At 64.5% G+C, this 25,880-nt stretch carries 22 protein-coding genes, 1 tRNA gene and 1 other RNA gene; 1 reads left to right on the top strand and 23 read right to left on the bottom strand.

Going from position 1 to position 25,880, the window contains the following annotated elements; all coding sequences use genetic code 11:
• Positions 1 to 24: 24 nt before the first annotated feature.
• The 19 genes from murB to KOL99_RS14530 all read right to left on the bottom strand — a co-directional run bounded on the left by murB (position 25) and on the right by KOL99_RS14530 (position 18,932).
• Positions 25 to 930 (bottom strand): UDP-N-acetylmuramate dehydrogenase, encoded by a 906-nt coding sequence (murB, locus tag KOL99_RS14620; protein ID WP_216511217.1) that lies wholly within the window; start codon positions 928 to 930, stop codon positions 25 to 27.
• Positions 927 to 2,312, bottom strand: coding sequence for a UDP-N-acetylmuramate--L-alanine ligase (gene murC, locus KOL99_RS14615; protein WP_216511216.1), 1,386 nt, complete (start codon positions 2,310 to 2,312; stop codon positions 927 to 929). Before murC ends, murB begins: the two co-directional genes overlap by 4 nt.
• A gap of 45 nt (positions 2,313 to 2,357) precedes the next feature.
• Positions 2,358 to 3,437, bottom strand: coding sequence for an undecaprenyldiphospho-muramoylpentapeptide beta-N-acetylglucosaminyltransferase (murG, locus tag KOL99_RS14610; RefSeq protein WP_216511215.1), 1,080 nt, complete (start codon positions 3,435 to 3,437; stop codon positions 2,358 to 2,360).
• Positions 3,434 to 4,513: a putative lipid II flippase FtsW gene (ftsW, locus tag KOL99_RS14605; protein ID WP_216511508.1), complete on the bottom strand. Its 1,080-nt coding sequence runs from the start codon at positions 4,511 to 4,513 to the stop codon at positions 3,434 to 3,436. Before ftsW ends, murG begins: the two co-directional genes overlap by 4 nt.
• Positions 4,514 to 4,533: 20 nt before the next feature.
• Positions 4,534 to 5,895, bottom strand: coding sequence for a UDP-N-acetylmuramoyl-L-alanine--D-glutamate ligase (murD, locus tag KOL99_RS14600; protein WP_216511214.1), 1,362 nt, complete (start codon positions 5,893 to 5,895; stop codon positions 4,534 to 4,536).
• Between the two features lie 16 nt (positions 5,896 to 5,911).
• The gene (gene mraY, locus KOL99_RS14595; protein ID WP_216511213.1) at positions 5,912 to 6,988 is read right to left on the bottom strand and encodes a phospho-N-acetylmuramoyl-pentapeptide-transferase; all 1,077 of its coding nucleotides are present in this window, start codon (positions 6,986 to 6,988) and stop codon (positions 5,912 to 5,914) included.
• The gene (locus tag KOL99_RS14590; RefSeq protein ID WP_216511212.1) at positions 6,988 to 8,397 is read right to left on the bottom strand and encodes a UDP-N-acetylmuramoyl-tripeptide--D-alanyl-D-alanine ligase; all 1,410 of its coding nucleotides are present in this window, start codon (positions 8,395 to 8,397) and stop codon (positions 6,988 to 6,990) included. Before KOL99_RS14590 ends, mraY begins: the two co-directional genes overlap by 1 nt.
• A gap of 153 nt (positions 8,398 to 8,550) precedes the next feature.
• Positions 8,551 to 10,065 carry a UDP-N-acetylmuramoyl-L-alanyl-D-glutamate--2,6-diaminopimelate ligase gene (locus tag KOL99_RS14585; protein WP_216511211.1) on the bottom strand — a complete coding sequence of 505 codons (1,515 nt, stop codon included), beginning with the start codon at positions 10,063 to 10,065 and terminating at the stop codon, positions 8,551 to 8,553.
• Between the two features lie 14 nt (positions 10,066 to 10,079).
• Positions 10,080 to 12,038, bottom strand: a complete 1,959-nt coding sequence (locus KOL99_RS14580) for a penicillin-binding protein (RefSeq protein WP_216511210.1) — start codon at positions 12,036 to 12,038, stop codon at positions 10,080 to 10,082.
• Positions 12,035 to 12,370 (bottom strand): cell division protein FtsL, encoded by a 336-nt coding sequence (gene ftsL, locus KOL99_RS14575; RefSeq protein ID WP_216511209.1) that lies wholly within the window; start codon positions 12,368 to 12,370, stop codon positions 12,035 to 12,037. Before ftsL ends, KOL99_RS14580 begins: the two co-directional genes overlap by 4 nt.
• 14 nt (positions 12,371 to 12,384) lie before the next feature.
• On the bottom strand, positions 12,385 to 13,323 hold the full coding sequence (rsmH, locus tag KOL99_RS14570) for a 16S rRNA (cytosine(1402)-N(4))-methyltransferase RsmH (protein WP_216511208.1): 939 nt from the start codon (positions 13,321 to 13,323) through the stop codon (positions 12,385 to 12,387).
• Positions 13,324 to 13,806: a division/cell wall cluster transcriptional repressor MraZ gene (mraZ, locus tag KOL99_RS14565; protein WP_216511207.1), complete on the bottom strand. Its 483-nt coding sequence runs from the start codon at positions 13,804 to 13,806 to the stop codon at positions 13,324 to 13,326.
• Positions 13,807 to 14,082: 276 nt separating this feature from the next.
• Entirely contained in the window at positions 14,083 to 14,409 is a 327-nt protein-coding gene (locus KOL99_RS14560; protein ID WP_216511206.1) for a hypothetical protein, read from the bottom strand.
• Positions 14,410 to 14,428: 19 nt separating this feature from the next.
• Entirely contained in the window at positions 14,429 to 14,923 is a 495-nt protein-coding gene (locus tag KOL99_RS14555) for a hypothetical protein (RefSeq protein ID WP_216511205.1), read from the bottom strand.
• 296 nt (positions 14,924 to 15,219) lie between these two features.
• Positions 15,220 to 15,640: RNase P RNA component class A (rnpB, locus tag KOL99_RS14550), an RNA gene on the bottom strand.
• A gap of 15 nt (positions 15,641 to 15,655) precedes the next feature.
• Positions 15,656 to 16,369, bottom strand: a complete 714-nt coding sequence (locus KOL99_RS14545) for a zinc ribbon domain-containing protein (protein WP_216511204.1) — start codon at positions 16,367 to 16,369, stop codon at positions 15,656 to 15,658.
• A gap of 47 nt (positions 16,370 to 16,416) precedes the next feature.
• Positions 16,417 to 17,535 (bottom strand): Nif3-like dinuclear metal center hexameric protein, encoded by a 1,119-nt coding sequence (locus KOL99_RS14540; protein ID WP_216511203.1) that lies wholly within the window; start codon positions 17,533 to 17,535, stop codon positions 16,417 to 16,419.
• 120 nt (positions 17,536 to 17,655) lie between these two features.
• Positions 17,656 to 17,732, bottom strand: a tRNA-Ile gene (locus KOL99_RS14535).
• A 75-nt stretch (positions 17,733 to 17,807) separates the two neighbouring features.
• Entirely contained in the window at positions 17,808 to 18,932 is a 1,125-nt protein-coding gene (locus KOL99_RS14530; protein ID WP_216511202.1) for a THUMP domain-containing class I SAM-dependent RNA methyltransferase, read from the bottom strand.
• 380 nt (positions 18,933 to 19,312) lie between these two features.
• On the opposite strand from KOL99_RS14530, the gene KOL99_RS14525 reads away from it, so the two are divergent.
• Positions 19,313 to 20,602, top strand: coding sequence for a sensor domain-containing diguanylate cyclase (locus KOL99_RS14525; RefSeq protein WP_216511201.1), 1,290 nt, complete (start codon positions 19,313 to 19,315; stop codon positions 20,600 to 20,602).
• Between the two features lie 56 nt (positions 20,603 to 20,658).
• On the opposite strand, the gene KOL99_RS14520 is transcribed toward KOL99_RS14525, so the two are convergent.
• The 4 genes from KOL99_RS14520 to KOL99_RS14505 form a co-directional block, all read right to left on the bottom strand.
• Complete coding sequence (locus KOL99_RS14520; protein ID WP_216511200.1) at positions 20,659 to 21,438, bottom strand: outer membrane protein assembly factor BamD; 780 nt, start codon at positions 21,436 to 21,438, stop codon at positions 20,659 to 20,661.
• Between the two features lie 77 nt (positions 21,439 to 21,515).
• On the bottom strand, positions 21,516 to 23,321 hold the full coding sequence (gene typA / locus KOL99_RS14515) for a translational GTPase TypA (protein ID WP_216511199.1): 1,806 nt from the start codon (positions 23,319 to 23,321) through the stop codon (positions 21,516 to 21,518).
• Between the two features lie 104 nt (positions 23,322 to 23,425).
• Positions 23,426 to 24,154 carry a tetratricopeptide repeat protein gene (locus KOL99_RS14510; protein ID WP_216511198.1) on the bottom strand — a complete coding sequence of 243 codons (729 nt, stop codon included), beginning with the start codon at positions 24,152 to 24,154 and terminating at the stop codon, positions 23,426 to 23,428.
• Between the two features lie 60 nt (positions 24,155 to 24,214).
• Positions 24,215 to 25,738 (bottom strand): lytic transglycosylase domain-containing protein, encoded by a 1,524-nt coding sequence (locus KOL99_RS14505; RefSeq protein ID WP_216511197.1) that lies wholly within the window; start codon positions 25,736 to 25,738, stop codon positions 24,215 to 24,217.
• Between the last annotated feature and the right edge of the window lie 142 nt (positions 25,739 to 25,880).

The raw sequence follows: 25,880 nt of genomic DNA, 5'->3' as shown, positions 1-25,880 counted from the left end.
ACTTCCGCGGGTGAGGGAGTTTAACTATCCTTCGCCGACGATCCTCACTTCTTCTTCGAGCTCCACCCCGGAACTCTCCTGCACCCGGAGCTTGATCAGCTCGGCCAGGGTCAGGAGGTCGGCTGCCGTGGCGCCACCCTTGTTCACCAGGAAGTTCGTGTGCACCTCGGAGACCTGGGCTCCCCCGATCATCCAGCCGCGCAGTCCGGCTTCGTCGATCAGGCGCCAGGCGCTCTCGCCGGGGGGGTTCTTGAAGAACGATCCGGCGTTGGGAAAGCCGACCCGCTGGCCACCGCGCTTGGTGACGTACTCCTGGATGTTCTCCTCGATCAGGCGGCGCTCGACGGGGTCCAGTCTCAGCCTCGCACCCAGCACGATCTCGCCCGGCTCCAGCCTGAGGAAGCGGTAGCCGTACTCCAGTTCGTCCCGTTTCCGGACCAGCACCCCGGTGTCCCGCAGCGTGGTCAGCAGCTCGACCCGCTGCATGGTCTCGCCGCCGTGGGCGCCGGCGTTCATGGTCAGTGCGCCGCCGAAGCTCCCCGGGATGGCGCTCAGGAACTCGACCCCTCCCAGGCACTGTTGCGCCGCAAAGCGGGTGAGGGCCTGGTTGGTGACCCCGGCGCCGACCTCGAGCCGCGCGCCCGGCAGCGGCTCCATCGTGTTCAACCCTTTCAGGGAGACCACGCATCCCCTGATGCCGCCGTCGCGGACCAGGAGGTTGTAGCCGCCGCCGATGACCAGGTACGGGATACCCGCCGAGCGGATCCGCGCCAGGGCCAGCTCCAAGTCATCGAGATCCGCCGGTTCCAGGTAGAGATCCGCCGGTCCGCCAACCCTGAGCGAGGTGTGCCGGGACATGGGCTCGTCCCACAGGACGGTCCCCCTCATCCCTTGCGCTGCCTGCTCCAGATCGGCACGGGACCAGGTCACTTATCCCCCGCCGCCTTCAGGCGCTCAAGCATGGCCTCACCCACCTGCCAGACGTTGCCGGCGCCGAGGGTGAGCAGGATGTCGCCCGGGGCCAGCACCCGCTCCAGGTGCTCGCAGAGCTGGTCGCGCTCCGGGATCCAGGTGACGTCCTTCTGGCCGTGCCTCCTGACCCGAGCCGCCAGCGACTCGGCGGTGATCCCCTCGATGGGGGCCTCGCCGGCCGCGTAGATGTCGGTGAGGATCAGGACGTCCGCGTCGTGGAACGCCTTGACGAAGTCCTCGAAGAGCTCCTTGGTGCGCGAGTAGCGGTGCGGCTGGAACACGACCACCAGGCGGTTTTCGGCGAAGCCGGCCTTGGCCGCGGCCAGGGTCGCCTTGATCTCGGTCGGGTGGTGGCCGTAATCGTCGACCACCATGATGCCGTCCACCTCTCCCTTCAGGGAGAAGCGGCGCCCGACGCCGCCGAAGGCCTTGAACCCTTCCTGGATGGTCTCGAACGGGATGTCCAGTTCCATGGCCACGGCGATGGAGGCCAAGGCGTTCAGCACGTTGTGCGCGCCGGGCATGGAGAAGCTGATCTCGCCCAGCCTCACCCCTTTGTGGTGGGCCACGAAGCTGGTGGAGAAACCGGACAGGCGCACGTCGGTGGCGCGGAAGTCAGCCTGTGCCGACAGGCCGTAGCTGGTGAAGCGCTTCTTCACCCTGGGCAGGATGTCGGCGATGTTGCCGTTATCGAGGCAAAGCACGGCCAGGCCGTAGAAAGGAACCTTGTTGATGAACTCGACGAAGGTGTCCTTGATCTCCTCGATGCCGCTGTAGAAGTCGAGGTGGTCGGCGTCGATGTTGGTCACCACGGCGATGGTCGGGGAGAGGAGCAGGAAGGAGCCGTCGGACTCGTCCGCCTCTGCCACCAGGAACTGCCCCTGCCCGAGGCGCGCGTTGGTCCCGAGCGAATTGAGCCTGCCGCCGATGACCATGGTCGGGTCGATGCCCCCCTTGGCGAGGAGCGTCGCCACCATCGAGGTGGTGGTGGTCTTGCCGTGGGTGCCGGCGACCGCGACGCCGTACTTCATGCGCATCAGCTCGGCCAGCATCTCCGCGCGCGGGATCACCGGGATCAGCTTCAGGTGCGCCTCGATGACCTCCGGGTTGTCTTCGTGCACGGCGCTGGAGATGACCACCACGTCAGCATGGGCCACATTCTCCGCGGCGTGGCCGATGAAGATCTCCCCCCCGAGCCCTTCCAGGCGCTGGGTGGTGTCCGAGCTTTTCAGGTCGGAGCCCGAGACCTTGTAGCCCAGGTTCAGCAGCACCTCCGCGATCCCGCTCATGCCGATGCCGCCGATGCCGACGAAATGTATCCGCTCTATCTTTCCGTACACTTAAAACTCCTTAAAACATGTTCTACGTAGAACTTAGAACGTCAGTTAGTCTTTCAAAACCATGGCCGCGACGATGGCCTGGGCGGCGTCGAGCTGGGCCAGCGACCTGGCGTTCTTCTCCAACTCGGCCACCTCTTCCGGGTGATTCATCAGGTTCAAGATCTCGGCGGCCAGGTGCTCGCCGGTCAGGTCCTCTTCCAGGATCATCCGCCCCGCGTCGCGCTTCACCAGCGACTCGGCGTTCTTCCTCTGGTGATCGTCGGCCGCATAGGGATATGGGATGAAGATGCACCCCTTGCCGCAGGCGGTCACCTCGGCGATGGTGGTCGCCCCGGCCCGGCAGAGCACCAGGTCGGCCGCGCCGTAGGCGGCGGACATGTTGTCGATGAAAGAGAGCACCTGCGCCAGGACACCCTGGGACTGGTACCCCTCGCGCACCCGCGCCACGTCCTTCTCACCGGTCTGGTGGGTGATGCGCAGCTTGTGCTTCACCTCTCCCAGGTGCGGGAGCGCCTCCAGCATGGCGCTGTTGATGCGCTGGGCACCGGCGCTGCCACCGAAGACCAGCAGGCTGAAGGTGTCGCCCGTGGTCCTGGTCCGCTGCTCCTGGAAGCTCCAGAGGATCTCCTTGCGGATCGGGTTGCCGGTCATCTGGGTGTTCTTGCCCGGGAAGAAGCTGGCTGCCTCCTCCATGGAGATGAAGATCCCGTCGACCACCCGGCTCAGCACCTTGTTGGTGAGGCCGGGAGCGGCGTTCTGCTCGTGAATGAAGGTCCGGACTCCCATGCCGCGCGCGGCCAGGAGCATGGGCGCTGAGGCGTAGCCGCCGACGCCGAGCACCAGGTCGGGCTGGAAGCTCTTCAGGATCTTCCTGGACTGCGAGTAGCCGTACAGCAGGCGTCCGGCGCTCATGAGCTTCTTGACGGTCCCCATCCCCTTCATGCCGCTGGCGGAGATCAGCTCCAACTTGTAGCCGAGCTTGGGCAGCAGGCGCGCCTCGATGCCGCGCTCGGTCCCCACGAAGAGGACCTCGTTCTCCGGGCCGCGGGCCAGGAACTCCTCGGCCACGGCTATCCCCGGGAAGAGATGCCCCCCGGTGCCGCCTCCCGCGATAATCAGCCTCATGACGCCCCCCTCATCCGCGTGGAGACGTTGAGCAGGACACCCACCGCGCAGAGCGAGATGATCAGCGAGCTGCCGCCGTAGCTCAGGAACGGGAGCGCGATCCCCTTGGTAGGCAAGAGCCCCGTTACCACGGACATGTTGATGAAGGCCTCCAGGCCGAGCAAGGTTGCGATGCCGAAGGCTAAGAAGCGGCCGAAGCTGTCCTCGGCGGAAATGGCGACCCGGATGCTTCTTTGCACCAGCAACAGGAACATCGAGGCGATCACGACCACCCCGATGAACCCCATCTCCTCGCCGAGCACGGAAAGGATGAAGTCGGTATGCGCTTCGGGGAGGTAGAACAGTTTCTGCTTCCCTTCGCCGAGCCCCTGTCCGAAGAAGCCGCCGGTCCCAAGGGCCAGCCAGGACTGGATGATCTGGAACCCGGCGTCGGTGGGATCCTGCCACGGATCCAGAAACGCCGTGATGCGCCGCATGCGGTAGGCCTTGGTGAAGACCAGGTAACAGACCCCGGGCATGGCCACGAGCCCCATCCCCAGGATGTACTGCACCTTGGTGCCCGCCGCGAAGAGCATGACGATGGCCACCACCAGCATGGTGAGCGCCGCCCCCATGTCGTGCTGCGCCAGGAGGATGGCGATGAAGACCCCGAGGATCAGCATGTACGGGAAAAAGCCGGACATGAACTGCTTCAGCTTTTCCTGACGCTTCTCCAGCGAATAGGCCATGTACATGATCAGCGCCACCTTGGCGAGCTCGGAGGGCTGGAAGTTGAAGCCGGGGAGCCGGATCCAGCGCGACGCCCCCTTGGCGGTCCCCCCGATACCCGGGACGAACACCAACAGGAGCAGGAAGAAGGTGCCCAGAAAGAGCGGTACCGCCCATTTCTTCCAGACGTGGTAGTCGACGTGCATGGCGAGCCCCATGCCGATGAAGCCGATCAGCGCGTAGAGGGACTGCCGTTTCAGGAAGAAGAAACCGTCGTGGAACTTCTTGGCCGCCATTACGGAGGACGCGGAGTAGACCATGACCACACCGAAACAGGTGAGGATCACCGCCATCATCAGCACGATCATGTCGTACCCCTCCAGCCGCCTCACGCCTTGGCTTCCTCCTTGGCAGCGCGTACCGCCGCCTTGAAGCGCTCGGCGCGCTCCTCGTAGTTCTTGAACATGTCGAAGCTGGAACAGGCTGGCGAGAAGAGCACCACGCCGCCGGGCTTGGTCAGCTTGCGGGCGGTAGCAACCGCCTCCTCCAGGGTGTCGGCGAAGTGGGTGTCGGTGAGATCGCCCAGCGCCTGGTGCATGCGCTCGCGCGCCTCGCCGATCAGGACCAGGTGACTGACCCGCTCCGAGACCAGTTTCGCCAGCGGCTCGTAGGAGCCACCCTTGTCCTTGCCACCGGCGATCAGGGTGATGCCGGAATCGAAGCTCTCCAGGGACTTGACCACGCTGCCGACGTTGGTCCCCTTGCTGTCCTCGTAGTAGGCGACGCCGTTCACTTCCTCGACGAACTCCATGCGATGCGGCAGCCCCTTGAATTCCTTCACGGTCCCGTAGGCGCAGTCGCCGTCGCAGCGCATGAGGAGGGTGGACGCCATGCTGGCCATGATGTTGTCCAGATTGTGCACCCCCTTGAGCCTAAAGCCGTCGGTGCCGAAACGGAGCACCTTGCCGTCGTGGGCGAAGGTGATGAAGCCGTCGCGGTAGCTGATCCCCTCTTGGAGCTCGTGGAAACGGCTCATGGGGAAGAGGCGCGCTTTCAGCTTGGAGGCGCAGGCGGCGACGAGCGGGTCGTCGATGTTCAGTACCGCAAAGTCATCGGGCCCCTGGTTCTCGAAGATGCGCAGCTTGGCGTCGATGTACTCCTGGAAGCTGTGGTAGCGGTCCAGGTGGTCCTCGGTCAGGTTCAAAAGCACAGCGACGTGCGGGCGGAAGCTCTCGATCCCCTCCAGTTGGAACGAGGAGAGCTCGACCACGACGCGCTCGACCCGCTCACCGCTCATGGCAAGCTCGATCAAGGGGTTGCCGATGTTGCCGCCGACGAAGGTGTCGAAGCCGCACCCCTTGAAGATCTCGCCGGTCAGGGTGGTCGTGGTGGTCTTGCCGTTGGTGCCGGTGATGGCGACCATGGGGGCCTCGATGAACCAGGAGGCGAGTTCCACCTCGCTTACCACGCGGCGTTTCTGGGCGCGCGCCATCTCCAGCGGCTTGATGTCCATGGGAACGCCGGGGGAGACCACGATCAGGTCGGCCATCAGGAAGCTGTAGGGGACGTGGCGCCCAAGCTCCAGGCAGAGGTCGAGGTCGGCAAGCTCGTCGAGGACATCCTGCAGGGCCTCGTCGTCGCGCATGTCGGTGACCGTGACCTGGGCCCCGCGCTCCGCCAGGAAGCGGGTCACGGCGACGCCGGTCTTCGCCAGGCCTACCACCAGTATTTTTTTGTCCTTTAATTCCATATGACCTTCTTTGCCTCTAGCGCATCTTCAGGGTCGAGATAGCGACCAGCGCCAGGATGATGGTGATGATCCAGAACCGGACGATGATCTTCGGCTCGGCCACCCCCTTCAATTCAAAATGATGATGGATGGGCGCCATGCGGAAGATCCGCTTGCCGCGGTACTTGTAGGAACCCACCTGGAAAATGACCGAGAGCGCCTCGACCACGAACACGCCGCCGACGATGACCAGCAGGATCTCCTGCTTGGTGAGTACCGCCAGGGTGCCGAGCCCTCCCCCCAGCGACAGCGAGCCGACGTCTCCCATGAAGACCTCGGCGGGGTAGCTGTTGTACCAGAGAAAACCAAGACCCGCGCCCACCATGGCGCCGCACAGGACGGCCAACTCGCCGGCGCCCGGGACGTACGGGATCTGCAGGTAGCCGGAGAGCCGCGCGTTGCCGGCGATGTAGCAGAACAGCATGTAGGTCGCGGCGTTGATGGCCACGGGACCTATGGCCAGACCATCGAGGCCGTCGGTCAGGTTCACCGCGTTGCTCGCGCCCACGATGACCAGGGTCACGAACGGGATGAAGAGGATGCCCAATTCCGGATGCAGCCTCTTGAAGAACGGGAAATACAACTCGGTCGAGAAGCCGGGGAGGTTGTAGAGGAAGATGCCGACGCCGCCGGCCAGGATCACCTGCCAGAACATCTTCTGGCGCGGCGAGAGCCCTTTCGGGTTCTTCTCCACCACTTTCTTGTAGTCGTCCACGAAACCGAGCACGCCGTAACCGGCGATGATGAGCAGGGTGAGCCAGATGAAGACGTTCTTCAGGTCGGCCCACAAGAGGGTCGGCACGATGATACAGACCAGGATCAACACCCCGCCCATGGTGGGGGTGCCCTGCTTCTTCAGGTGCGATTCGGGCCCGTCGGTACGGATCACCTGGCGCGCTTGCAGCCCTTCCAGCTTCCTGACCACCCAGGGGCCCACGATGAAGGAGAGCACCAGCGCCGTGATCATGGCGTAGATGGTGCGGAAGGTCAGGTATTTGAAGACGTTAAAAAGTTTGTAGTCCGAGGCGAGCGGATACAGCAGATGGTACAGCATCAGTCATGCCCCCCTTGTTTCGTGGGTGCCAGCGCCTCTTTTACCGTCGTCGCCACCTTGTCCATCTTCATGCCGCGCGACCCCTTGAAGAGGACGCAGTCGCCGGGCTCGAGCCAGGCAATCAGCGCGGTGGAAAGTTCCTCGTGGCTCGCCGCGTGGAGGATCCGCTCGGCGGGGAGCCCCGCCTCGAGCGCGCCTTGCTCGATCTCAGCGGCCAACTCGCCCAAAAGGAAGAGCCGCTCGACGCTCGCCGCCGCCTTGTGCCCCAGCTCCCGGTGCGCCTCCTCGGTGCCAAGACCAAGCTCCAGCATGTCGCCCAGGACCGCTGCGCACCTCCCGCCGCCGGCCACGTCCTTCAAGGTGGTGAGGGCGGCCGCCATGGAGGCGGGGTTGGCGTTGTAGCTGTCGTCGATGAGCGTCACGCCGGCCACGTCCTCGAGCTGGAAGCGCTTGTCGTAGGGGGTGAACTCCTCGAGCCCCTGGCGGATCACCTGGCCGGGCACGCCGAGCGCGTGCGCCGCGGCCGCAGCGGCCAGGGCGTTGTAGATGTTGTGCCGGCCGTAGGCCTTGAGTATCACCGGCTCCTCGCCGTCGGGAAGGCGCAGTGTGAAGCTCTCCCCCTCTTTCCCCAGGCTCTTGATGGAGGCGGAGGAGACCTCCGCGCCGCGCAGGCCGAAGGTGAGCCGGGTAACGTTCAAGTGGGTCGGGCAGGCGGAGATGAGGGGATCGTCCACGTTGTAGACCGCCACCGCGCCCTCCTTCAGGCGCAGGAAGAGCTCGCCCTTGGCGCGCGCCACACCCTCGACGCTCCCCAGGGTCTCCAGGTGCGCCGGAAAGGCGTTGGTGATGATTCCCACCTGCGGCTCGGCGATCTCGGCCAGGCGATCGATCTCGCCGAACTCGCTCATGCCGATCTCGACCACGGCCCAGCGCTCGCGGCCGGTGAGCCGGAACAGGGTGAGCGGCAGGCCGATCAGGTTGTTCAGGTTCCCCTCGGTCTTCAACCCGGGGCCGGTCTGGGCCAGGATGCGCGCCAGCATCTCCTTGGTGGTGGTCTTGCCGTTGCTGCCGGTCACCGCAACCACCTTGAGGTCGAAGCGGCGGCGGTGCCAGGCGGCCAGGTCCCCCAGGGCGCGCAGGGTGTCCTTGACGGTCACGGCGCAGGCGCCCGCGGGAAGGCCGTGCTCGGCGTGCCAGCTCTCGGCCATGAGGAACGCGGTGACCCCGCGCCCGGCCGCGGCGGCGATGAAGTCGTGGCCGTCGAAGCGCTCTCCCACGAGCGGCACGAACAGCTCTCCCGGGGCCACCTGGCGCGAGTCGGTGCAGACGTCGGCCACCACGGCCTGCGCCTCCCCGATCATCCTGCCGCCGGTTGCCTCGGCTATTTCTTTAAGCGTGAACATCGCCATCTGGATCCTTGTTTCCTTGTGCTGCCGGACGCTTGATGCGTCCCTTATTCTGATTTCCCTGGCAAGGCGGGGTGGCGCCTTCAGTCCCGGGAGGAGCAGGTCTGGTCGAAACTGACTAATGTGCCGCAAAATAAAGGAAAAGGGAACCTTTTTTTACGCCCTGAGTTTCAGCGCGGCGGCCGCCTCTTCCCGGTCGTCGAAGTGGAATTTCTCGGTGCCGACGATCTGGTAATCCTCGTGGCCCTTCCCCGCCAGGAGCACGATGTCGCCGGGGCGCGCGGCCAGGATGGCGGCGCGCACCGCGGTGCGCCGGGACTCGATGGTGGCGAACCCCTTCTCCCGGAAGCCCCCCTCCAACTCCTCCAGGCCGTACTCCTTCATGCCCGCCGGGATGCCGGCCCTGACGTCGGCCAGGATCGCCTCGGGATCCTCGGTGCGCGGGTTGTCCGAGGTGACGATGGCGAGGTCGCTGTAGCGGGCGGCGATCTCCCCCATCACCGGGCGCTTTCCCTTGTCGCGGTCGCCGCCGCAGCCAAAGAGGGTGATGATCCGGTCCGTTTTCAGCTCGGCTATGGTGGAGAGGACGTTCTCCAGGGCGTCGCCGGTGTGGGCGTAGTCGACCAGCACGATGATCCCCTGGTCGTTGGGCACCCGCTCCAGGCGACCCGGCACCTTCTTGTGCCCCTCGATGCCCGCCTCGATGGCCTCCTTGGGGATGCCCAGCGCGAGGCCGGCGCCCACGGCGCCCATCATGTTGTACAGGTTGAAGCGACCCAGGAGGTCGGAGTTGATGTTGATCTCACCCACCGGCGAGTTGAGGCGGCAGCGGATGCCGTGCACCGAGAAGTTCACCTCGGCGACGCTCAGGTCGGCCGGGCCGTTCACCGCGTAGGTGAGCACCGGCGCCGCGGAGTCGGCCGCGATGCGCGCCCCGTACGGGTCGTCCAGGTTCACCACGGCGCGCCGCAGCGGCTTGTGCACGTTCGGCGTCAACAGGTCGGTGAAGAGCCGGAGCTTGCTCTGGTAGTAGGACTCCATGTCGAGGTGGTAATCGAGGTGGTCGCGCGTCAGGTTGGTGAAGATGGCGACGTCGAAGATGCAGCCGTCGGCACGGCGCTGCTCCAGCGAATGCGAGGAGACTTCCATCACCGCGCCCTTCGCCCCCTGGTCCACCAGTTCCCGGAGGATGCGCTGCAGGTCCACCGATTCCGGCGTCGTGTTCGGGGCCGGGATGATGGTCTCGCCGAAGCGGTAGCTGATGGTGCCGAGCACCGCCGCGGGGATGCCGGCGCGCTCCATTATCCCCTCGACGAGGTAGGTGGTGGTGGTCTTGCCGTTGGTCCCGGTGATGCCGACCAGCGGGATCTCCCCGGTGGGGGTGCCGTAGAAGACGGCGGCCATGAGGCTCATGGCGCGGCGCGCATCCGGGACCTCGACGCAGGTTACCCCGGCAACGGCGCAGGGGCGGTCCGCAATAATTGCGACCGCCCCCCCCTTTACAGCGGATGAAACGAATTCGGTTCCGTCGCTCTTCACCCCGCGCAGGGCAAAGAAGAGCGCGCCTGGCGTCACCTGCCGCGAGTCGTAGCAGAGCGCCCCTATCTCGATGGCATCGTCACCGGTCAGCTTGGCGCCGGGGACACAGGCCAGAAGTTGTTTTAGTTTCATTGTTCCCCCATGGGTCAGGCCGACGGCACGAAGCGTACCCAGACCTGATCCTGCGTGGTGATGCGGGCTCCCGGCGGCGGGTTCTGCTCGACCGCCCGTCCGCTCCCCTGCAACTTGACGTTGAGACCGCGCTGTTCCATGACCCTCAGCACCTGCCTCATGCTCATGCCGCGGAAGTTGGGCATGGCCCCGGCGTCCGCCCCTTCCACCGTCACCCCCTCGACCACCGCCTGCTCCGGCGCGGCCTTCTCGGGTGCGGGTGCCGGCTTCTTCTTGACGCTCTTGTCCGGCGGGACGTTCAGGTAGCACAGGGATTGCTGCGCGATGGCGCTGAAGGCCGGCGCCGCGACCACACCGCCGTAGACGTTGGCGGTCGGCTCGTCCACCATCACCATGATGGCCAGCCGCGGCTTCTCGACCGGCACGAACCCCACGAAGGAGCCGATGCGCTTGCTGGCCGAGTAGCTGCGCCCCTCGACCTTCTGGGCGGTGCCGGTCTTGCCCGCGACCCGGTAGCCGTCGACCGCGGCCCCGGTGCCGGTACCCCCCTCGGCCACGACCCCCTCCAGCATCCGGGCGACGGTCTTCGCGGTCTCGGGCGAGATCACCCTTCTCTTCACCTGCGGCCCGAACTGCTGCAGGACGACTCCCTCGTCGTCCACGATCCGGTCCACCAGGTACGGCTTCATCAGGTTGCCGCCGTTGGCGACGGCGCAAACCGCGGCGGTGAGTTGCAGGGCGGTGGCGGTCACCCCCTGGCCGAAGGAGATGGTGGCGAGGTCGATGCCGTACCACTTCTCCTGCGGGCGGAGCATGCCGGACACTTCGCCGGGGAGGTCGATGCTGCTCTTCTCGCCGAACCCGAAGCCGGTGAGCGCGGTGAACAGGCGCTGCGAGCCGAGCCTCTGGCCGATCTTGGCGGCACCGATGTTGCTCGAGTACTTGAGGACCTGCGGTACGGTCAGGGCACCGTACTTGTGCGTGTCGTGGATGGTCCTGCCGTACATGTTGCAGGAGCCGTTCTCGCAGTTGAAGCTGTCCCCGGGACGGATCACCCCCGCTTCCAGCGCCGCCGCCACCAGGAAGATCTTGAAGGTGGAGCCGGGCTCGAAGCTGTCGGCTATGGCGCGGTTCCTGATCGTCCCCGGGGTGAGTTCCTTCACGTTGTTCGGGTTGAAGGAGGGGTAGTTGGCCATGGCCAGCACCCGCCCGGTGTCGGGCTCCATGACGATCGCGATGCCGGCCTTGGCGCCGTTTTTCTCGATGGTCTTGGTGAGTTCCTTCTCGGCTATGTACTGGATGTTCTTGTCCAGGGTGAGGACGACGTTGCTCCCCTTGGAACCCGCCTTCCCCTCGCTCCCCTTCTTGAGGGCGATGTCGCGCCCGAGGGCGTCGCGCTCGGTGACCAGGTAGCCGGTGTTGCCGAGGATGATGTTGTCGTACTTCTTCTCGACCCCTTCCAGGCCGCTGGGGTCAAGACCGGTGAACCCTATCACGTGGGCGGCGACCTGCGAGTTGGGGTAGAAGCGGCGGCTTTCCTTGACGAAGCCGACCCCCTCCAGTTCCAACGCCTTCACCTTCTTGGCCTGCTCGGGGGGCATCCTGCGTGCCAGCCAGACGAAGTTCTTGGCGGCTTTGAGCTTGGCCTCGAGTTCCTCCCTGGAGCAGCCCAGGGCCGGCGCCAGCTGCGTCGCGGCCTCCGGGATGTTCTCCATGTTCCTGGTCTCCGCGTAGCAGGAGTCCATCTCGATGGAAACGGCGAAGGGCGCGTTGTTGCGATCGTAGATCCCGCCGCGGCTGGGCGTGAGCAGGATGCTCTTTTGGTGCTGTTTCTCGGCGATCTTCACCAGCTTGTCGTTGTCCACGACCTGCAGGTAGAAGGCGCGCCCGGTTGCCGCGATGAAGAAACCGACGAAGAGCAGAGCCACGAAGCGCATGCGGACCCGGGCCCATTTCTCCCACTTGTCTATCACTTGACCAGGACCACCTGCTGGTCGGTGGGGAGCGCCATGCCGAGCTCACCCTTGGCGAGCGCCTCGATGCGGGCGGGCGCCTTCAGGGACGCCACCTCCACCTTGAGGCGCTTGTTCTCCTGCTGCTGGTCCCGGAACTGCTTGTTGGCCTCGCCGATCCTCAGGTTCAGGTTGATCACCTCGACCCGGGACCAGACGTGGAAGATGGAGACCAGCGTGAGCAGGACCATGACCCCCGTCAGGTACCGGAAGCTGATCCAGTTTTCCCTCACCACCGCGCCGGTTCGTACCGGTGCGGCGACCTTGCCGTAGGCAACTTTGCTCTGTGCCATAGTGCTACCTCTTGTTAAAGCTTCTCGATGCCTCTAAGGCGTGCGCTCCTGGAGCGCGGATTCGCGGTCAGTTCCTCATCCCCCGCTTTGACCGCCTTCTTGGTCAGCACCTTGTACCGCGGTACCCGGTTGCAGACGCAGATCGGGAGTTCCCTGGGGCAGGTGCAGCCGGCGGCGGCGTCGCGGAAGGCCTCCTTGACGATGCGGTCCTCCAGCGAGTGGAAGGAGATCACCGCACCGCGCCCTCCAGGCTTCAGGAGCTTCAGGAGGTCGGCAAGCCCGTCCTCCAGGCTCTTCAGCTCCTCGTTCACCGCGATCCTGAGCCCCTGGAAGGTCCGGGTCGCCGGGTGCAGCCGCTCCTCCCACTTGGCCTTGGGTATCGCCCCCTTGATGATGTCCACCAGCTGCATGGTGGTTTCGATGGGGGCCTCTTCCCTCGCCTTGACGATGAAGGAGGCGATCCGCTTGGCCCAGCGCTCCTCGCCGTACTCGGCGATGATGCGGAACAGCTCCCCCTCGGGGAGGGTGTTGACCAGATCAGCGGCGCTCGCGCCGGAGCTTCTGTCCATGCGCATGTCCAGGGGGGCGTCGGCCTGGAAGCTGAAGCCCCGCTCCTCCTTGTCCAGCTGGTGGCTGGAGACCCCGAGGTCGAGGACGAAGCCGTCGATGGCGTCCACCCCGGTCTCGGCCAGGGTGGACGCTATCGAGGAGAAGTTCCTCTGGAAGAGGCGGACCCGGTCGCCGAACGGGGCGAGCCGTTCGCGGGCCACCGCGATCGCCTCCGCGTCGCGATCGAAGCCGATCAGGACGCCGTCCGGCGCGCTCGCGGTGAGCACCAGGCCGGCGTGGCCGGCGCCTCCCAGGGTGCCGTCCACGTAGACGCCGCCGGCCTTGGGGGCGAGCAGCTCGAGGACCTCGTTCGGGAGCACCGATATGTGATGGAAGTCCGCCATCTACAGGCCCAGCGCCGCGAGCCCCGGCGAGTCGAGCGGGAAGTTCTGCTCGTCCTGCTCGCAGACCTTGGCCCAGACGGCCTGGCTGTAGATATCGATCTTTTTCTGCATGCCCACGAAGTGGAGTTCGCGCTCCAGCTGCGCGGTCTTTCTCAGGTCGGGCGGCACCAGGATGCGCCCCAGCTTGTCGGCGGTGCACTCGACCGCGGGAACCAGCACGGTGCGGCGCAACGCGGCGAGCTGCTCGACGGAGAAGCCCAGGTCGCCCCCGTCCTTGAGCCGCTCCTCGAGGGCCAGGAACTCGCTGTGGGGATAGATGACGAGACCGTAGCTCATCTGCTCCCCCCCCAGTCGCATCGGAATGCTCTTGGTGAGGAAGAAGCGCTCGTCGCCGAAGCTGTCCACCAAAACCTCGCGGAATTTCGCGGGAATGCTGGTGCGCCCCTTGGCGTCGATGGTCGTGTCGAACTTCCCTCTGAACATGGTTTCCCCGGCACTCGTTGCCACTTTATACCACTACATACCACTTTCGTGCACGAACTATACGGGAGGCCACCTTTGATGTCAAGGCAAAATTAGCGGCAAATAGGGAATTTTTGGGAGGTTTTCCAGTGAGTTAAGCGGGGGGACGGGAACCGGTGGCAAGAAGTGGAAAAAGCGGGGAGTGAACCGGGGTAAATTAAAATGTATCGCGGAGAACGGAGGAAAAAACGCGACGGGCGGGGTCCTGGTGACCCCGCCCGGAAGGATGCGACATCATTAATTCTTTTTCCTGTCGAAGAGGGAAACCACGTTCCCCTTCTTCTGCCCGGCCCCCTTGTCGACCGGCGCCACCGGTTTCTGGGGCGGCTCCGGGGAGACCACCTTCTCGAGCATGATCGGCGTGCCGGACATGGTGAAGGGGGCGCCGTTCACCTGGCTCTCGTCCAGGATCCAGTGGTAGACCTGGAGCGGTACGGTGAGCACCAACAGCTGCACCTGCCACCATCCTGGCTTCGCGTCGGGGGTGATGTCCTCGATCCTGGCGTAGAAGGCGGGCTTGTTGTCGATGTGCACCAGCACGATGTCATTGATGGTCGTCACCATGTTCACTTCTCCTTTGCGGTCAAAGCAGGGAGCCGTCCATGCTCCGCGCCGGAAAAAGGCCGCGGATGTCGGCGTAGCGGGCGGCAAGCTCCTGCTCCATCCGGTAAAAGCGGGAGACTTCGTCCCGCGTCAGCTGGTCCTCGATGAGGTCGCAATTGAAGGTGATGCAGTTGAAGGGACGGTAGCCCGACGGGATCAGGCACTCCGGCTCGCCCAGGAAAGGGCAGAGCCCGTTGTCGAAGCGCGGCGTGAAGAGCGGCTTGTCGGTAGCCAGGTAGACCAGCAGGTCCACGGCGCTGAAATGGTACTTACCCTTGACGCAGCAGGCGCCGCCGCAGCCGGCGCAATGGGTGGCGGCATCGACGCGGGCGACCAGCCGCTGCATCGCCTCCTTGTGCGCCACCATGGCGCGGGCGCCCCCTGCAAGCTCACCTCGGACGGCAGCGGGGAGCCGCTCGAACGCCGCCGTCACCCTGCCCACCGCCTCCTGCCATTCATGATCCCAATCGGCCACGCCAACCTCGTGCAACATAAAAAAACGCCGTCCAGGGCGACCGGAAGGCGGGTCTACAGTTACAAACCGTTTTTTTAACGCAAAGGCGCCAAGACGCAGAGACGACTGAAAAACGGGGAGTGCAAAAACTCGAAGTTCCGAGGTTCCGGGTTTTCTTTGCGGCTCCGCGGCTTTGCGTTTGGATTCCATTGTTCCAGGCTCGAGATTCACGAGTCGTCCGCCCGCCGCCGGGCAGATGGCCGAAGGGGGCGGATGGCGAACGTTGAACCTTGAACGTTGAGCAGTTTTTATATATTGGCCGAAGCAGACCGTAAGCCGGGTTCTGTTCCCGCAGCCGGTTACCCGGAGGCGGGTGATGGTCATTCATCTAGGAGTGCCGTTACCGACACCCTCAAGCAACCAACCCGGAAGCACGGACGGGCCGTCCTTAACGCTTCCCTATTTGGTCTTGCTCCTGGTGGGGTTTACCTGGCATCCGGCGTCGCCGCCGAACCCGGTGAGCTCTTACCTCACCCTTTCACCCTTACCCACGTGCGCCAAGGCTTCGGGGGACGAGCCCCTTCAGCTTCGGTTTTGGTGGGCGGACTTCTCTCTGTGGCACTTTCCCTGGGGTTGCCCCCGCTGGACGTTATCCAGCACCATGCCCTGTGGAGCCCGGACTTTCCTCCCTCCCCCTTCGCACGAGGCTAGGGGAACGGCGACCATCTGGTCTGCTTCGGCCAAAAGCTTTTTCTATTCCACTTCCTGCTTCATGATCAGGATGCGCTGGCAGTGCGGGCAGGTCAGCACGTCGTCGGCACGGAACAGGGTGTTGTAGAGCTGCGGCGGCAGGTGCATGTTGCACCCCATGCAGTTCCCTTCCTTGGCCTCGACCACCGCGACACCCCTGCGCTGGTCGCGCAGCCTGCTGTAGCGCTTCATCACGGAGGCCGGAATGATCTTCATGGTCTCCTCGCGGGTGGCGGCATCCTTGGCGATGCCCCCTTCCAGGGCCTCCACCTTCTGCTGCACCTCGGCCTGCTGCGCCGCCACGTTGCCTTCGAGCTCGACAAGGTCGGCTTCGCGCTTGGCGATGTCGCCGTTGATCTCCTCGATGGCGTTGATCTTCTGCAGGATCTGCTCCTCCAGCTCGGCGATCAGCTTCTTGGCGCCGGAGATCTCCTTGGAGACCGCCTGGTACTCCTTCTGGGTCTTGATCTCCTTGAGGTGCGACTCGGAACGGTTGATGTTGTCGTTCTCGGAGGCGAGGTTGGCCTCGAGGCCCCCCTTCTCCTCCTCAAGCGCAGCCACTTCCTCGCGCCGCGCCGCGATCTTCTCGCGCGCCTCCGCAAGCTTTGCGTCCAGCGCCTGGGACTCGCTCACCAGCTGCGCCTTCTCGCCGTCCAGCCCGTCGATCCTCAGATCGATCTCCTGCAATTCGTATAACGCCTTCAGTTTGTTACGCAAAATCCGCCTCCCCAACTACCTTTTTATGTGCTTAAAGAGCAGAGGTCTCACCAGAAGCTGAAAGGCTCCTGCTCCCCTTGGTATTCAACTACTTCCGCCTCGAAGCGGCGTGCCGCGAGGACTTCCTTCAACTGCGCGCCGAGCCCCTGCACCATGAGCCGCTCGGTGGCGAAATGCCCGGCATCGAGCAGCGCCACCCCGAGGGCCTCGGCCTCGCGCGCCTCGTGGTATTTCACGTCCCCGGTCACCAGGACGTCGGCACCCTTGCGGGCCGCATCATGCAGCAGCGAAACGCCCGAGCCGCCACAGACGGCGACCTTCCTCACCTGGCGCTCCGGATCTCCCACCAGCCGCACCCCCGCGGCGCCCAGGCGTTCCCGGACCTCCTTGGCGAGGCTTCCCGCGGACACCGGGGCGGCCAGCGTCCCGATGCGCCCCAGGCCGCGCGGCGCCCCCTGGTTCAATACCGGGTACAGGTCGTAGGCGGGCTCCTCGTAGGGGTGCGCCCCCTTGAGGGCGGTCACGGCGGCGCCGATGCGCTCCTTCAGGATCAGGAACTCGAGCCTGCTCTCCGGCTCCGCGTGCCCCGCCCCGACCTCGCCCACGAACGGCCTGGCGCCGGCGAGCGGTGTGAAGCGCCCGGTCCCCTCGACCTGGTAGGAACAGTCGCGGTAGTTGCCGATCAGGGGCATGAAAGGGGAGAGCGCGGACAAAAGCTTCTCCTCGAAGCCCCGCGGCGCGAAAAGGACCATCTTGACGGACTCCTCGCCACCGGTGATCTTCAAAGGCTGCGCCCCCTGGAGTCCCAGGCGCCCGGCCAGAAGGTCGTTGACGCCCCCTTGGGCGATGTCGAGGTTGGTGTGCAGGGAGATGATGGCGAGGTCGTGCTTGATGGCGAGGATGGTGAGGCGGCCGGTTTCGTCGGCGGCGGTGATCTTTTTGAGCGGGGAGAAGATGAACGGATGATGCGTGACCAGGAGTTGGCAGCTGGCCTCGATGGCGGCCTCGATGGCGGGACGGCCGGGATCGAGCGCCACCATGATCCGGGAAACCGGCGCGACGGGGTCGCCAAGCTGCAGCCCCACGTTGTCCCAGGATTCAGCGAAGTGAATTGGGGCGATTTTGCCAGTTATTCCAACTAGATCGGAAAGTCTCGGAGTTATCATCACGCTCAAAAGAAAAAGAGTGCAACCGCTTGGTGTGCACTCTTTCTCCCCACTTGAAGTGTATTTTTTCGTCTGACCAGGTGCTTTAAGGGCATCCCCACATCATCCTAATTTGTAAGGTGGTGGGCCCACCAGGACTCGAACCTGGGACCGACCGGTTATGAGCCGGTAGCTCTAACCAACTGAGCTATAGGCCCGAAAAGCGAAATTAAAACATATAGTAAAAGGATTAGCGTGTCAAGCTTCTATTTTAATGACAGAAACCGACGGTCTTAATACATCTCGTACTTGAGCAGGCGGCACTCGATGGGGCCGTTATAGAGCACCATCCTGCGGGTCGCCTTCAGGCCGACCGACTTGGCCAACTCCAGGTTGCCGGTGAAGAGGTAGGCGGTGTACCCCTTGCAGCGCTGTTTCAGGGTGTCGCCGATCTCCTTGTAAAGCGGGCGCAGTTCCTCCTGCTCGCCGAGCCTCTTGCCGTAGGGAGGGTTGATGATCAGCACTCCCGGCCCCGGGGGGGGCGTCAGTTCGGCCATGGGGAGCCTGCCCAGCACCAGGTGCTCGAGCACCCCCGCGCGCTTGGCGTTCTGCGCCGCCATCCCCACCGCGGAGTGCGACAGGTCGGTCCCCTGCACCGGCGCCGGGAGCCGGTCCAGCATGCCGGCGCGCGCCTCGGCCTGGATGCGGTCCCAGAGCGCGCGGTCGAAACCCTGCCAGCGCTGGAACCCGAAACGGCGGTTCAGCCCGGGGGGGATGCGCAGCGCCTTCAGTGCCGCCTCGATGGCGATGGTCCCGGTGCCGCACATGGGATCGACCAGCGGCGTGCTGCCGTCCCAGCCGGAGAGCTCCACCAGCGCCGCCGCCAGGTTCTCCTTGAGCGGCGCCTCGTGCCGGTCCAGACGGTAGCCGCGCCGGTCCAGCGGTTCGCCGGAGAGGTCGAGGCTCAAGGTGCAGCGGTTCTTGAACAGGCGCACGTTGACGCGCAGGTCCGGGTCCTTGGTGTCCACGCTGGGGCGGCTGCCGTAGTGGTCGCGCAGGGCATCCACGATGGCGTCCTTGCTCTTCAAGGCCACGAAGCCGGAATGGGTGAGCGCGGAGTCCCTCAGGTTGCAGTCGACGGCGAGGGTGAGCGCCGGGGTCAGGAAGCGCTCCCAGGAGATGCCCCGCACGCCCCGGTACAGCTCATCCGGGGTTTCACAGGGAAACTCGGCCAGCGTCATCAACACCCGGCTCGCGGTGCGCAGCCAGAGGTTGGCCCGGTAGGCCGCCTCCATCCCGCCGCCGAAGCGGGCGCCGCCGCTCTCGGCGCTCACCTCGGGTATCCCCAGCCTCACCAGCTCGGCAGCCAGCGCCTCTTCCACGCCCTTGGCGGTGGTGGCGAAAAAATATTGCTTCATCCTCTCTCCTTAATGACGCGACCGCGCCCTCGTCATGAGCGTGCCGTAGCAGCGCCCCCGGTACGGGGCGCCCCCGCGCCGACATCTTCATGAGAACTATACACGCAGCGGCTTTGACGCCGCAACGTCAAACCGTAAATTAATGTTGCACGCGTGTTGCGCTGATTAAAAATAATGATAAAAAATTAATTTCTTTAGTTCGCGCTGCCAATTGCCGATAGGTGTTTTCATGAACACGGTGCAGGCGGCCCCTCGCGCCGATAGCGCCGTCGATCGGGGTTTTTGCCCCCCTCCGGCACGCGCTTGCCTTCGTGTCGGCGTCGATTACAATTTCCGGTGTCCGGTGCCACAATCCCCTGTTTTGTCGGAGAAAACCGCACATGAAGAGACTTTTAAGAGTCCTGATCGTCGAGGACGCCCCAGACGATGCCCAGCTGATCGTGATCCAGCTCGAGCAGGGGGGATTCGACGTCCACAGCCAGCGGGTGGACAGCGCCCAGGCCCTGACCGAGGCGCTCGAGGCATCCCCGTGGGATGTCATCATCTGCGACTACGTGATGCCCGGCTTCAGCGGTCTGAAGGCGCTGCAGATACTCAAGGAGCGCGGCCGCGACATTCCCTTCCTGATGATCTCCGGGAAGGTCGGCGAGGAGGCCGCCGCCGCGGCCATCCGTGCCGGCGCCGACGATTTTGTGCTCAAGGGGAACCTGGCCCGGCTGGTGCCGGCGGTGCAGCGCTCCATCGCCGAGGCGGCGCTGCGCCAGCAAAGCCGCCGCCATGAGCAGGAACTGAAGGAGAAGCTGGAATTCATCCAGGTACTCATCGACACCTTGCCCACCCCGATCTTCTACAACGACCCCAACGGTCTGTACCTGGGCTGCAACAAGGCCTTCGAGGAGCAGATCGGCATGAAACCGGGCGACCACGTCAACAGGAGCATCTACGAGATCCTCCCCCCGGACCTTGCCGCCCTGTACAACCGCGGCGAGGAGAAGGCGCAGGACGGGGTCGGCCCGCGCAGCTTCGAGGGGACCATCACCTGCGCCGACGGCGAGCGTCGCGACATGATCTTTTACAGCGCCACGTTCAAGAACTCCGGGAACAGCTCCGGCGGCGTGGTGGGAGCGCTGTTGGACATCTCGGAGCGCAAGCAGGCCGAGTTGAAGCTGCGCTACCTGAGCAGCCACGACATCCTGACCGGCATCTACAACCGCGCCTACTTCGACGAGGAGCTCGAGCGGCTGAGCAAGGGGCGCAAGTTCCCGGTCAGCATCGTCATGGTCGACGTGGACCGCCTGAAGGAGGTCAACGACCAGCAGGGGCACGCGGCCGGCGATGAACTGCTGCGCCACGCTGCCGAGGTGCTTAAAAACGCCTTCCGGCGCGAGGACGTGGTGGCGCGCGTGGGGGGGGACGAATTCGCCGCCCTGCTTCCCAACACCGACGAGACCACCCTGCGCGAGGCGATGGAGCGGCTCCAGGCCCAGCTCGCGCAGAGCAACCAGGAGCAGGAACGGCTCACCTTGAGCCTCTCCATCGGGGCCGCCACTGCCCACGACGGCGAGGAGCTCATGGCGTCCTGGCGCCTGGCCGACCAGCGCATGTACCGGCAGAAGAAAGGACGCAAAAACAGCAACGCCGGCAACAGGCAGCACCAGTTGGTGGCCTAGAGCCGGCGGTCAGCAGTCAGGGCGCGCGTCCCGCTACCGGGGCGCGCGCCTTTTTTTTATTCCTTGAAGATGATCATGGGGAGCTCGCCCTTGCCAGCGGCGGGCTTCGCCTCCTCCCCCTTCGCCTCGCGCGCCTTCGCCGGATATTCAGCCTCGAGCCTCTTGTGCACCTCTTCGGCACGCGCCGTGTCCCCCGACTTCTGGTAGGCCTGCTCGAGGTTGAACAGGGTGTCGGCCAGCCCCGGCTGTCCCGGGAAGCGCTGCAGCGCCTCGTTCAGGCGTTTGATCGCCGAGGGGTACTTCTTGGTGCGCAGGTAGAAGTTGCCCACGTAATTCTCGTAGGCGAGCTGCTTGTCGTGGCAGTCGGCCAGCTTGGCCTTGGCGTCCGCCGCGTACTCCGAACCGGGATACTGGGCCAGGAACATCTCCAGGTAGTGCACCGCGTTCTTAACCGCCGTCTGGTCGGTATCGATGCCGGCGATCTGGTTGTAGTTGGAGAGCGCCAGGCGGTACAGCGCGTAGGGGGCCTTCTCGTTACTGGGGTGGAGCTTGCGGAAATCCTCGTAGGCCGCGGCCGCCTCGATGAAGGCGCCGTTCTCGAAGTGGGCGTCCGCTATCTTCAGCTCGGCCTGGGCGCTCAGCTCGGCGTTACTGTAGCTCTCCTTCACCTTTTTGAACTGCGCGATGGCATCCTCGTAGTGCTTGGCGGCGTAGGCGGCCTCACCTTCCTTGAAGTAGGTCTCGGGGCTCTTCACCGGGGGGGGAGCGGTGGCGCAGGCGCCCAGGAGGGTGAGCAGGGAGAAAAGGCCCAGGGAACGCAGGGTTCGAGAGTGCATGTATGCCTCCTTGAGGTGCGATGAGTTCATAAAAAGCCCCCGCGGCCGATAACGCCGCGGCTGCGGGGGCTGATCTATCAGGCCCGGCCGGCGCGCTTACGCTTGGTCGGGTCGAGCTCCTTCTTGCGCAGACGGATGGACTGTGGCGTCACCTCGACCAGTTCGTCCTCGTCGATGAACTCGAGCGCCTGCTCCAGGGTGAGGACGCGCGGCGGGGTGAGCTTGATGGCGTCGTCGCTGCCGGAGGCGCGCACGTTGGTGAGCTTTTTCCCCTTGCAGGGGTTCACCTCGAGGTCGTTGTCCTTCGCGTGCTGGCCGATGATCATGCCGCCGTACACCTCGACGCCGGCGCCGAGGAAGAGGATGCCGCGCGGCTGCAGCGCGTCCAGCGAGTAGGCGGTGGTCTCCCCCTGCTCCATGGCGATCAGGACGCCGTTCTTCCTTCCCGGGATCTCTCCCTTGTAGGGTGCGTAGTTGTGGAAGGTATGCGTGATCACCGCGGTGCCGCGGGTCTCGGTCAGGAACTCGCCCCTGATCCCGATCAGGCCGCGGGCCGGAACGATGAACTCCAGGCGCACGGTCTCGCCCATCGGGTTCATGGCGACCATCTCCCCCTTGCGGGGTCCCATGCGCTCGATGATGGCCCCCTGGTACTCGGCGGGGACGTCCACCACCAGGTACTCCATCGGCTCGTGGCGCACCCCCTCGACCATGCGCATGATGACCTCGGGCTTGGAGACGGCCATCTCGAACCCTTCGCGGCGCATGTTCTCGATCAGGATGGAGAGGTGCAGCTCGCCGCGGCCGGAGACCTGGAAGGTGTCGGCGTTGGCGGTGTTGGCGACCCTGAGCGACACGTTGGTGCGCAGCTCGCGGTCCAGGCGCTCGCGGATGTTCCTGGAGGTGACCAGCTTACCCTCGCGCCCGGCGAAGGGGGAGGAGTTGACGATGAAGTTCATGGAGAGGGTCGGCTCGTCGATGGCGACGTAGGGGAGCGGCATCGGGTTTTCGGCCGAGGCCAGCGTCTCGCCGATGCCCACCTCGGTGAAGCCCGCGATGGTGACGATGTCGCCGGTGAAGGCTTCCGGGATCTCGACCTGCTTCAGCCCCTCGTACCCCAAAAGCTTGGTGACGCGCCCCTTGGAGATGGTGCCGTCGCGCTTGATGAGGGCCACGGTCTCGCCGGCGCTCACCTTGCCGTTGAAGATCTTGCCGGTGGCGATGCGGCCGATGTAGTCGTTGTAGTCGATGTTGGTGACCAGGAGCTGGAACGGCGCGTCCGGGTTCCCCTCGGGGGGATGCACGTTGTCCTTGATCAGTTCGAACAGGGGCTCCATGTTCTCGGAGGGCTGGTCCATCTCGCGCATCGCGTAGCCCATCTTGGCGCTGGTGTAGCAGATGGCGAAGTCGAGCTGGGCGTCGGATGCCTGCAGTTCGCAGAACAGGTCGAAGACCATGTCGACGACTTCGGCGGGGCGGGCGCCGGGGCGGTCCACCTTGTTGATGACCACGATCGGCTTCAAGCCCAGGTCGAGCGACTTCTTGAGCACGAAGCGGGTCTGCGGCATCGGGCCGTCGAGCGCGTCGACGAGCAGCAGCACGGAGTCGACCATCTTGAGCACGCGCTCCACTTCACCGCCGAAGTCGGCGTGTCCCGGGGTGTCAACGATGTTGATCTTGTAGTCGCCGTGGTGGATGGAGAGGTTCTTGGCGAGGATGGTGATGCCGCGCTCCTTCTCCAGGTCGTTGGAATCCATCACGCGCTCGGTGATCGCCTCGTTTTCCCTGAAAACACCGGATTGCTTCAACATGGCGTCGACCAGAGTGGTCTTACCGTGGTCGACGTGGGCGATGATGGCGATGTTTCTGATCTTCTCCTGCATGCTTTACTGCTCCTTTTCTTGGCTCGGCTACAAATAAAAAGACGAGCAGCGAAGCCCGTCTTAAAAAACAGCTCAATATGGCATTTTTGAGATATCTTTACAAGCTATTTTCTGATAATCCGGCGCTTTCCGCCCATGGCCGCCATCTGCTGCTTCTGGATGGTCGCCAAACTCTCCAGGTGGAACTGCAGCCACATCTCGCCGTACCCCTTCATCTTCATCTTCTTCCCTTCGCGCAAAAGCTCCAGGTTCTGCTTTAGGTTCTCGTCGCCGGGGAGTTTCGCCGCCCCCTTGGCGAGGATCTCGCACGCCTTCACGTTGTCACCGATCTCGTTCAGGCAGTAGCCGTAGAGGGCGTAGAGCAGCGACTCCTTCGGGCTCGCCATGAGCGCCTTGTCGAAGGTCTCCTTCATCTTGTCGTGCTTGTTCTTCTTCATGTAGGTGACGCCGAGCATCCCCATGGTGACCCAGTTCTTGAAGAAACCCTTCTCCAGGTACGGGAAGGCGGTGGCGAACTCGCGCCTGACGAAGTAGACCATGCCGATGGCGGAGTTGATCTGGCTCTCCACGTAGATCTGCCACTTGCCGTAGCGCAGCGCCGCCTTCAGGTCGCGGATCCCCTTCTCGAAGCGCTGGGCCTGGATGTCCTTCATGGCCGGCTCCATGATCGCCTCGAGTTTCTTGGTGATGATGCGGGAGATGATCAAAAAGCTCGCCATGAAGACGATCATGGCGCCCAGAAGCGCCGCCCACCAGTACGAGGTGCCGGCGGCGAGGATGACGACGAGGAAGACTGCGATAGCTGCGCCTGCGGAAATGAGAAGGTTGTACATCGGTTGGTTTATCCTTTCGTGGTGCGGGTCACGTGATTTTTTTGGAAGCGGTTGACGGGGTTAGCCTTCGTCCTTGACCAGGGCGCCCTTCTTCTCCTGGTACTTGGCGACGATGATGCGCTTGCCGGGCTTGAGGGCCACCCGGGTCTTCAGGTTGTTCCAGGCGGAGAGGAGCCTGGCCGTTACGTTGAACCTCTTGGCGAGAGAGGCGAGGGTATCGCCCTTTTTGACGGTGTAGTACTTGTGCAATTCCTTGGGTTCCGCCTCGGCCTTGGCCACGTGGGTCGCGGCCTTGGCCTCGATCTTCGCCTCTGCCTTTGCTTCCACCCTGGCTTCAACCTTCGCATCCGCCGCGGCCGGACGGGCTGCGGCACGCGCCGACGCCACCTGGACCGGGATGGTCAGCACGCGGCCGGCGAGCTTCACCTTCTTCTTGCCCAGGTTGTTCAATTCGGCGATGGTCTGCTGGCTGGTGTTGAAGCGCCGGGCGATGGAGGCGAGGGTGTCGCGCTTCCTGGCACGGTACTGCACGTTCCTGACCCGCTCGACGTAGCGCTCGGACTCGGGAATCTTGGCGTACTCCGTGGCGCAGGTGACGCCGGCTCCCTTGGGGACCTTCAACTGGTACCCCGGGTAGTCCGGCGGCGTGGTGGCGCGGCGCAACTCCGGGTTCAGCTCCTTGATGTTCTGCATCGGGACGCCGCAGGCCTTGGCCATCACGTCCAGGTCGGTGCGGGACGGGACCGGCACCTGGTCGAACTCGATCGGCGGGAGGTAGGCGACGTCGGCGAAGCCGTACTTGGCCGGCTCCTTCGCGATGATGGCCGCGGCGAGGAGCTTGGGGACGTAGTCCTTGGTCTCGCGGGCCAGGTAGCTCCCCTTGGAGATCTCCCAGAAGTCGCGGGTGTTGTACATGTTGATGGCGCGCAGGATCTTGTTCTCTCCCGCGTTGTACCCCGCCGCGGCCAGGTACCAGTCGTTGTTGAAGAGGGCGTAGAGCTCCTTCAGGTAGAGCGCGGCGGCGACGGTGGCCTTGAGCGGATCGCGCCTCTCGTCGATCCAGGGGTCGATCCTGAGGGCGTAGCGCTTGCCGGTCGCCGGCATGAACTGCCAGGGGCCGACGGCGGCGGCCACGGAAACGGCGTGCGGGATGAACCCGCTCTCGATCATGGCCAGGTAGACCAGGTCCTCGGGGAGCCCTTCCTTCTTCAGCACCGTCTTCATCATCGGGATGTAGCGCTCGCTCCTGGAGAGCCACTTGGCGAAGAAGCCGCGGCCGGAGCCCTGGAAGTAGCGGGTGAAGTATTCCACCTTGGAATTAAAGGTAAGCGGGATGTCGGATTCCGGCAGCTCCATCTCCGGCAGCTTCAATTCGAAATCATCGGGATCGGCGGAGGCGAGGTCATCGTTATCGGGAAAATCGGCGGAGGTGAGGCCGAGCCCCTTGGAGAGGGCGAGATCGGCCGAGGCGAGCTGCTGGGTCTGACGATCCTTGCGTCCGGGTTCCTGGAGCTGGTCTCCGGGCGCCGCGAGGGCGAAGCAGGGGGTCAGAAGAGCGAGTATGACAAGGGTAACTTTAAGCATTCAATACCTATTTTTGGGTGACGGCGTGCGTACGCACAGGTGCGCAGAATAGCGGAATTTGGCACAGTTGTCAATTCAAACGGGTTTTGAAGAAATACAAGGCGCAGGGGCGGCCGCGGCGCGCGACACTCTCCGCCCCTGA

This window comes from Geomonas azotofigens (assembly GCF_018919395.1).
GTDB lineage: Bacteria > Desulfobacterota > Desulfuromonadia > Geobacterales > Geobacteraceae > Geomonas > Geomonas azotofigens.
This window is presented reverse-complemented; position numbering and strand designations above follow the sequence as displayed.

What these genes read in the sequence shown, in the direction of transcription:
- KOL99_RS14540 (WP_216511203.1), bottom strand. Translation starts at nt 17,535, where the DNA reads ATGATAACTCCGAGACTTTCCGATCTAGTTGGAATAACTGGCAAAATC.
- ftsL (WP_216511209.1), bottom strand. Translation starts at nt 12,370, where the DNA reads ATGGCACAGAGCAAAGTTGCCTACGGCAAGGTCGCCGCACCGGTACGA.
- mraY (WP_216511213.1), bottom strand. Translation starts at nt 6,988, where the DNA reads ATGCTGTACCATCTGCTGTATCCGCTCGCCTCGGACTACAAACTTTTT.
- KOL99_RS14505 (WP_216511197.1), bottom strand. Translation starts at nt 25,738, where the DNA reads ATGCTTAAAGTTACCCTTGTCATACTCGCTCTTCTGACCCCCTGCTTC.
- KOL99_RS14585 (WP_216511211.1), bottom strand. Translation starts at nt 10,065, where the DNA reads ATGAAACTAAAACAACTTCTGGCCTGTGTCCCCGGCGCCAAGCTGACC.
- KOL99_RS14525 (WP_216511201.1), top strand. Translation starts at nt 19,313, where the DNA reads ATGAAGAGACTTTTAAGAGTCCTGATCGTCGAGGACGCCCCAGACGAT.
- typA (WP_216511199.1), bottom strand. Translation starts at nt 23,321, where the DNA reads ATGCAGGAGAAGATCAGAAACATCGCCATCATCGCCCACGTCGACCAC.
- KOL99_RS14530 (WP_216511202.1), bottom strand. Translation starts at nt 18,932, where the DNA reads ATGAAGCAATATTTTTTCGCCACCACCGCCAAGGGCGTGGAAGAGGCG.
- ftsW (WP_216511508.1), bottom strand. Translation starts at nt 4,513, where the DNA reads ATGATCGTGCTGATGATGGCGGTGATCCTCACCTGTTTCGGTGTGGTC.
- KOL99_RS14590 (WP_216511212.1), bottom strand. Translation starts at nt 8,397, where the DNA reads ATGGCGATGTTCACGCTTAAAGAAATAGCCGAGGCAACCGGCGGCAGG.
- KOL99_RS14520 (WP_216511200.1), bottom strand. Translation starts at nt 21,438, where the DNA reads ATGCACTCTCGAACCCTGCGTTCCCTGGGCCTTTTCTCCCTGCTCACC.
- rsmH (WP_216511208.1), bottom strand. Translation starts at nt 13,323, where the DNA reads ATGGCGGACTTCCATCACATATCGGTGCTCCCGAACGAGGTCCTCGAG.
- murD (WP_216511214.1), bottom strand. Translation starts at nt 5,895, where the DNA reads ATGGAATTAAAGGACAAAAAAATACTGGTGGTAGGCCTGGCGAAGACC.
- murG (WP_216511215.1), bottom strand. Translation starts at nt 3,437, where the DNA reads ATGAGGCTGATTATCGCGGGAGGCGGCACCGGGGGGCATCTCTTCCCG.
- KOL99_RS14510 (WP_216511198.1), bottom strand. Translation starts at nt 24,154, where the DNA reads ATGTACAACCTTCTCATTTCCGCAGGCGCAGCTATCGCAGTCTTCCTC.
- mraZ (WP_216511207.1), bottom strand. Translation starts at nt 13,806, where the DNA reads ATGTTCAGAGGGAAGTTCGACACGACCATCGACGCCAAGGGGCGCACC.
- KOL99_RS14560 (WP_216511206.1), bottom strand. Translation starts at nt 14,409, where the DNA reads ATGGTGACGACCATCAATGACATCGTGCTGGTGCACATCGACAACAAG.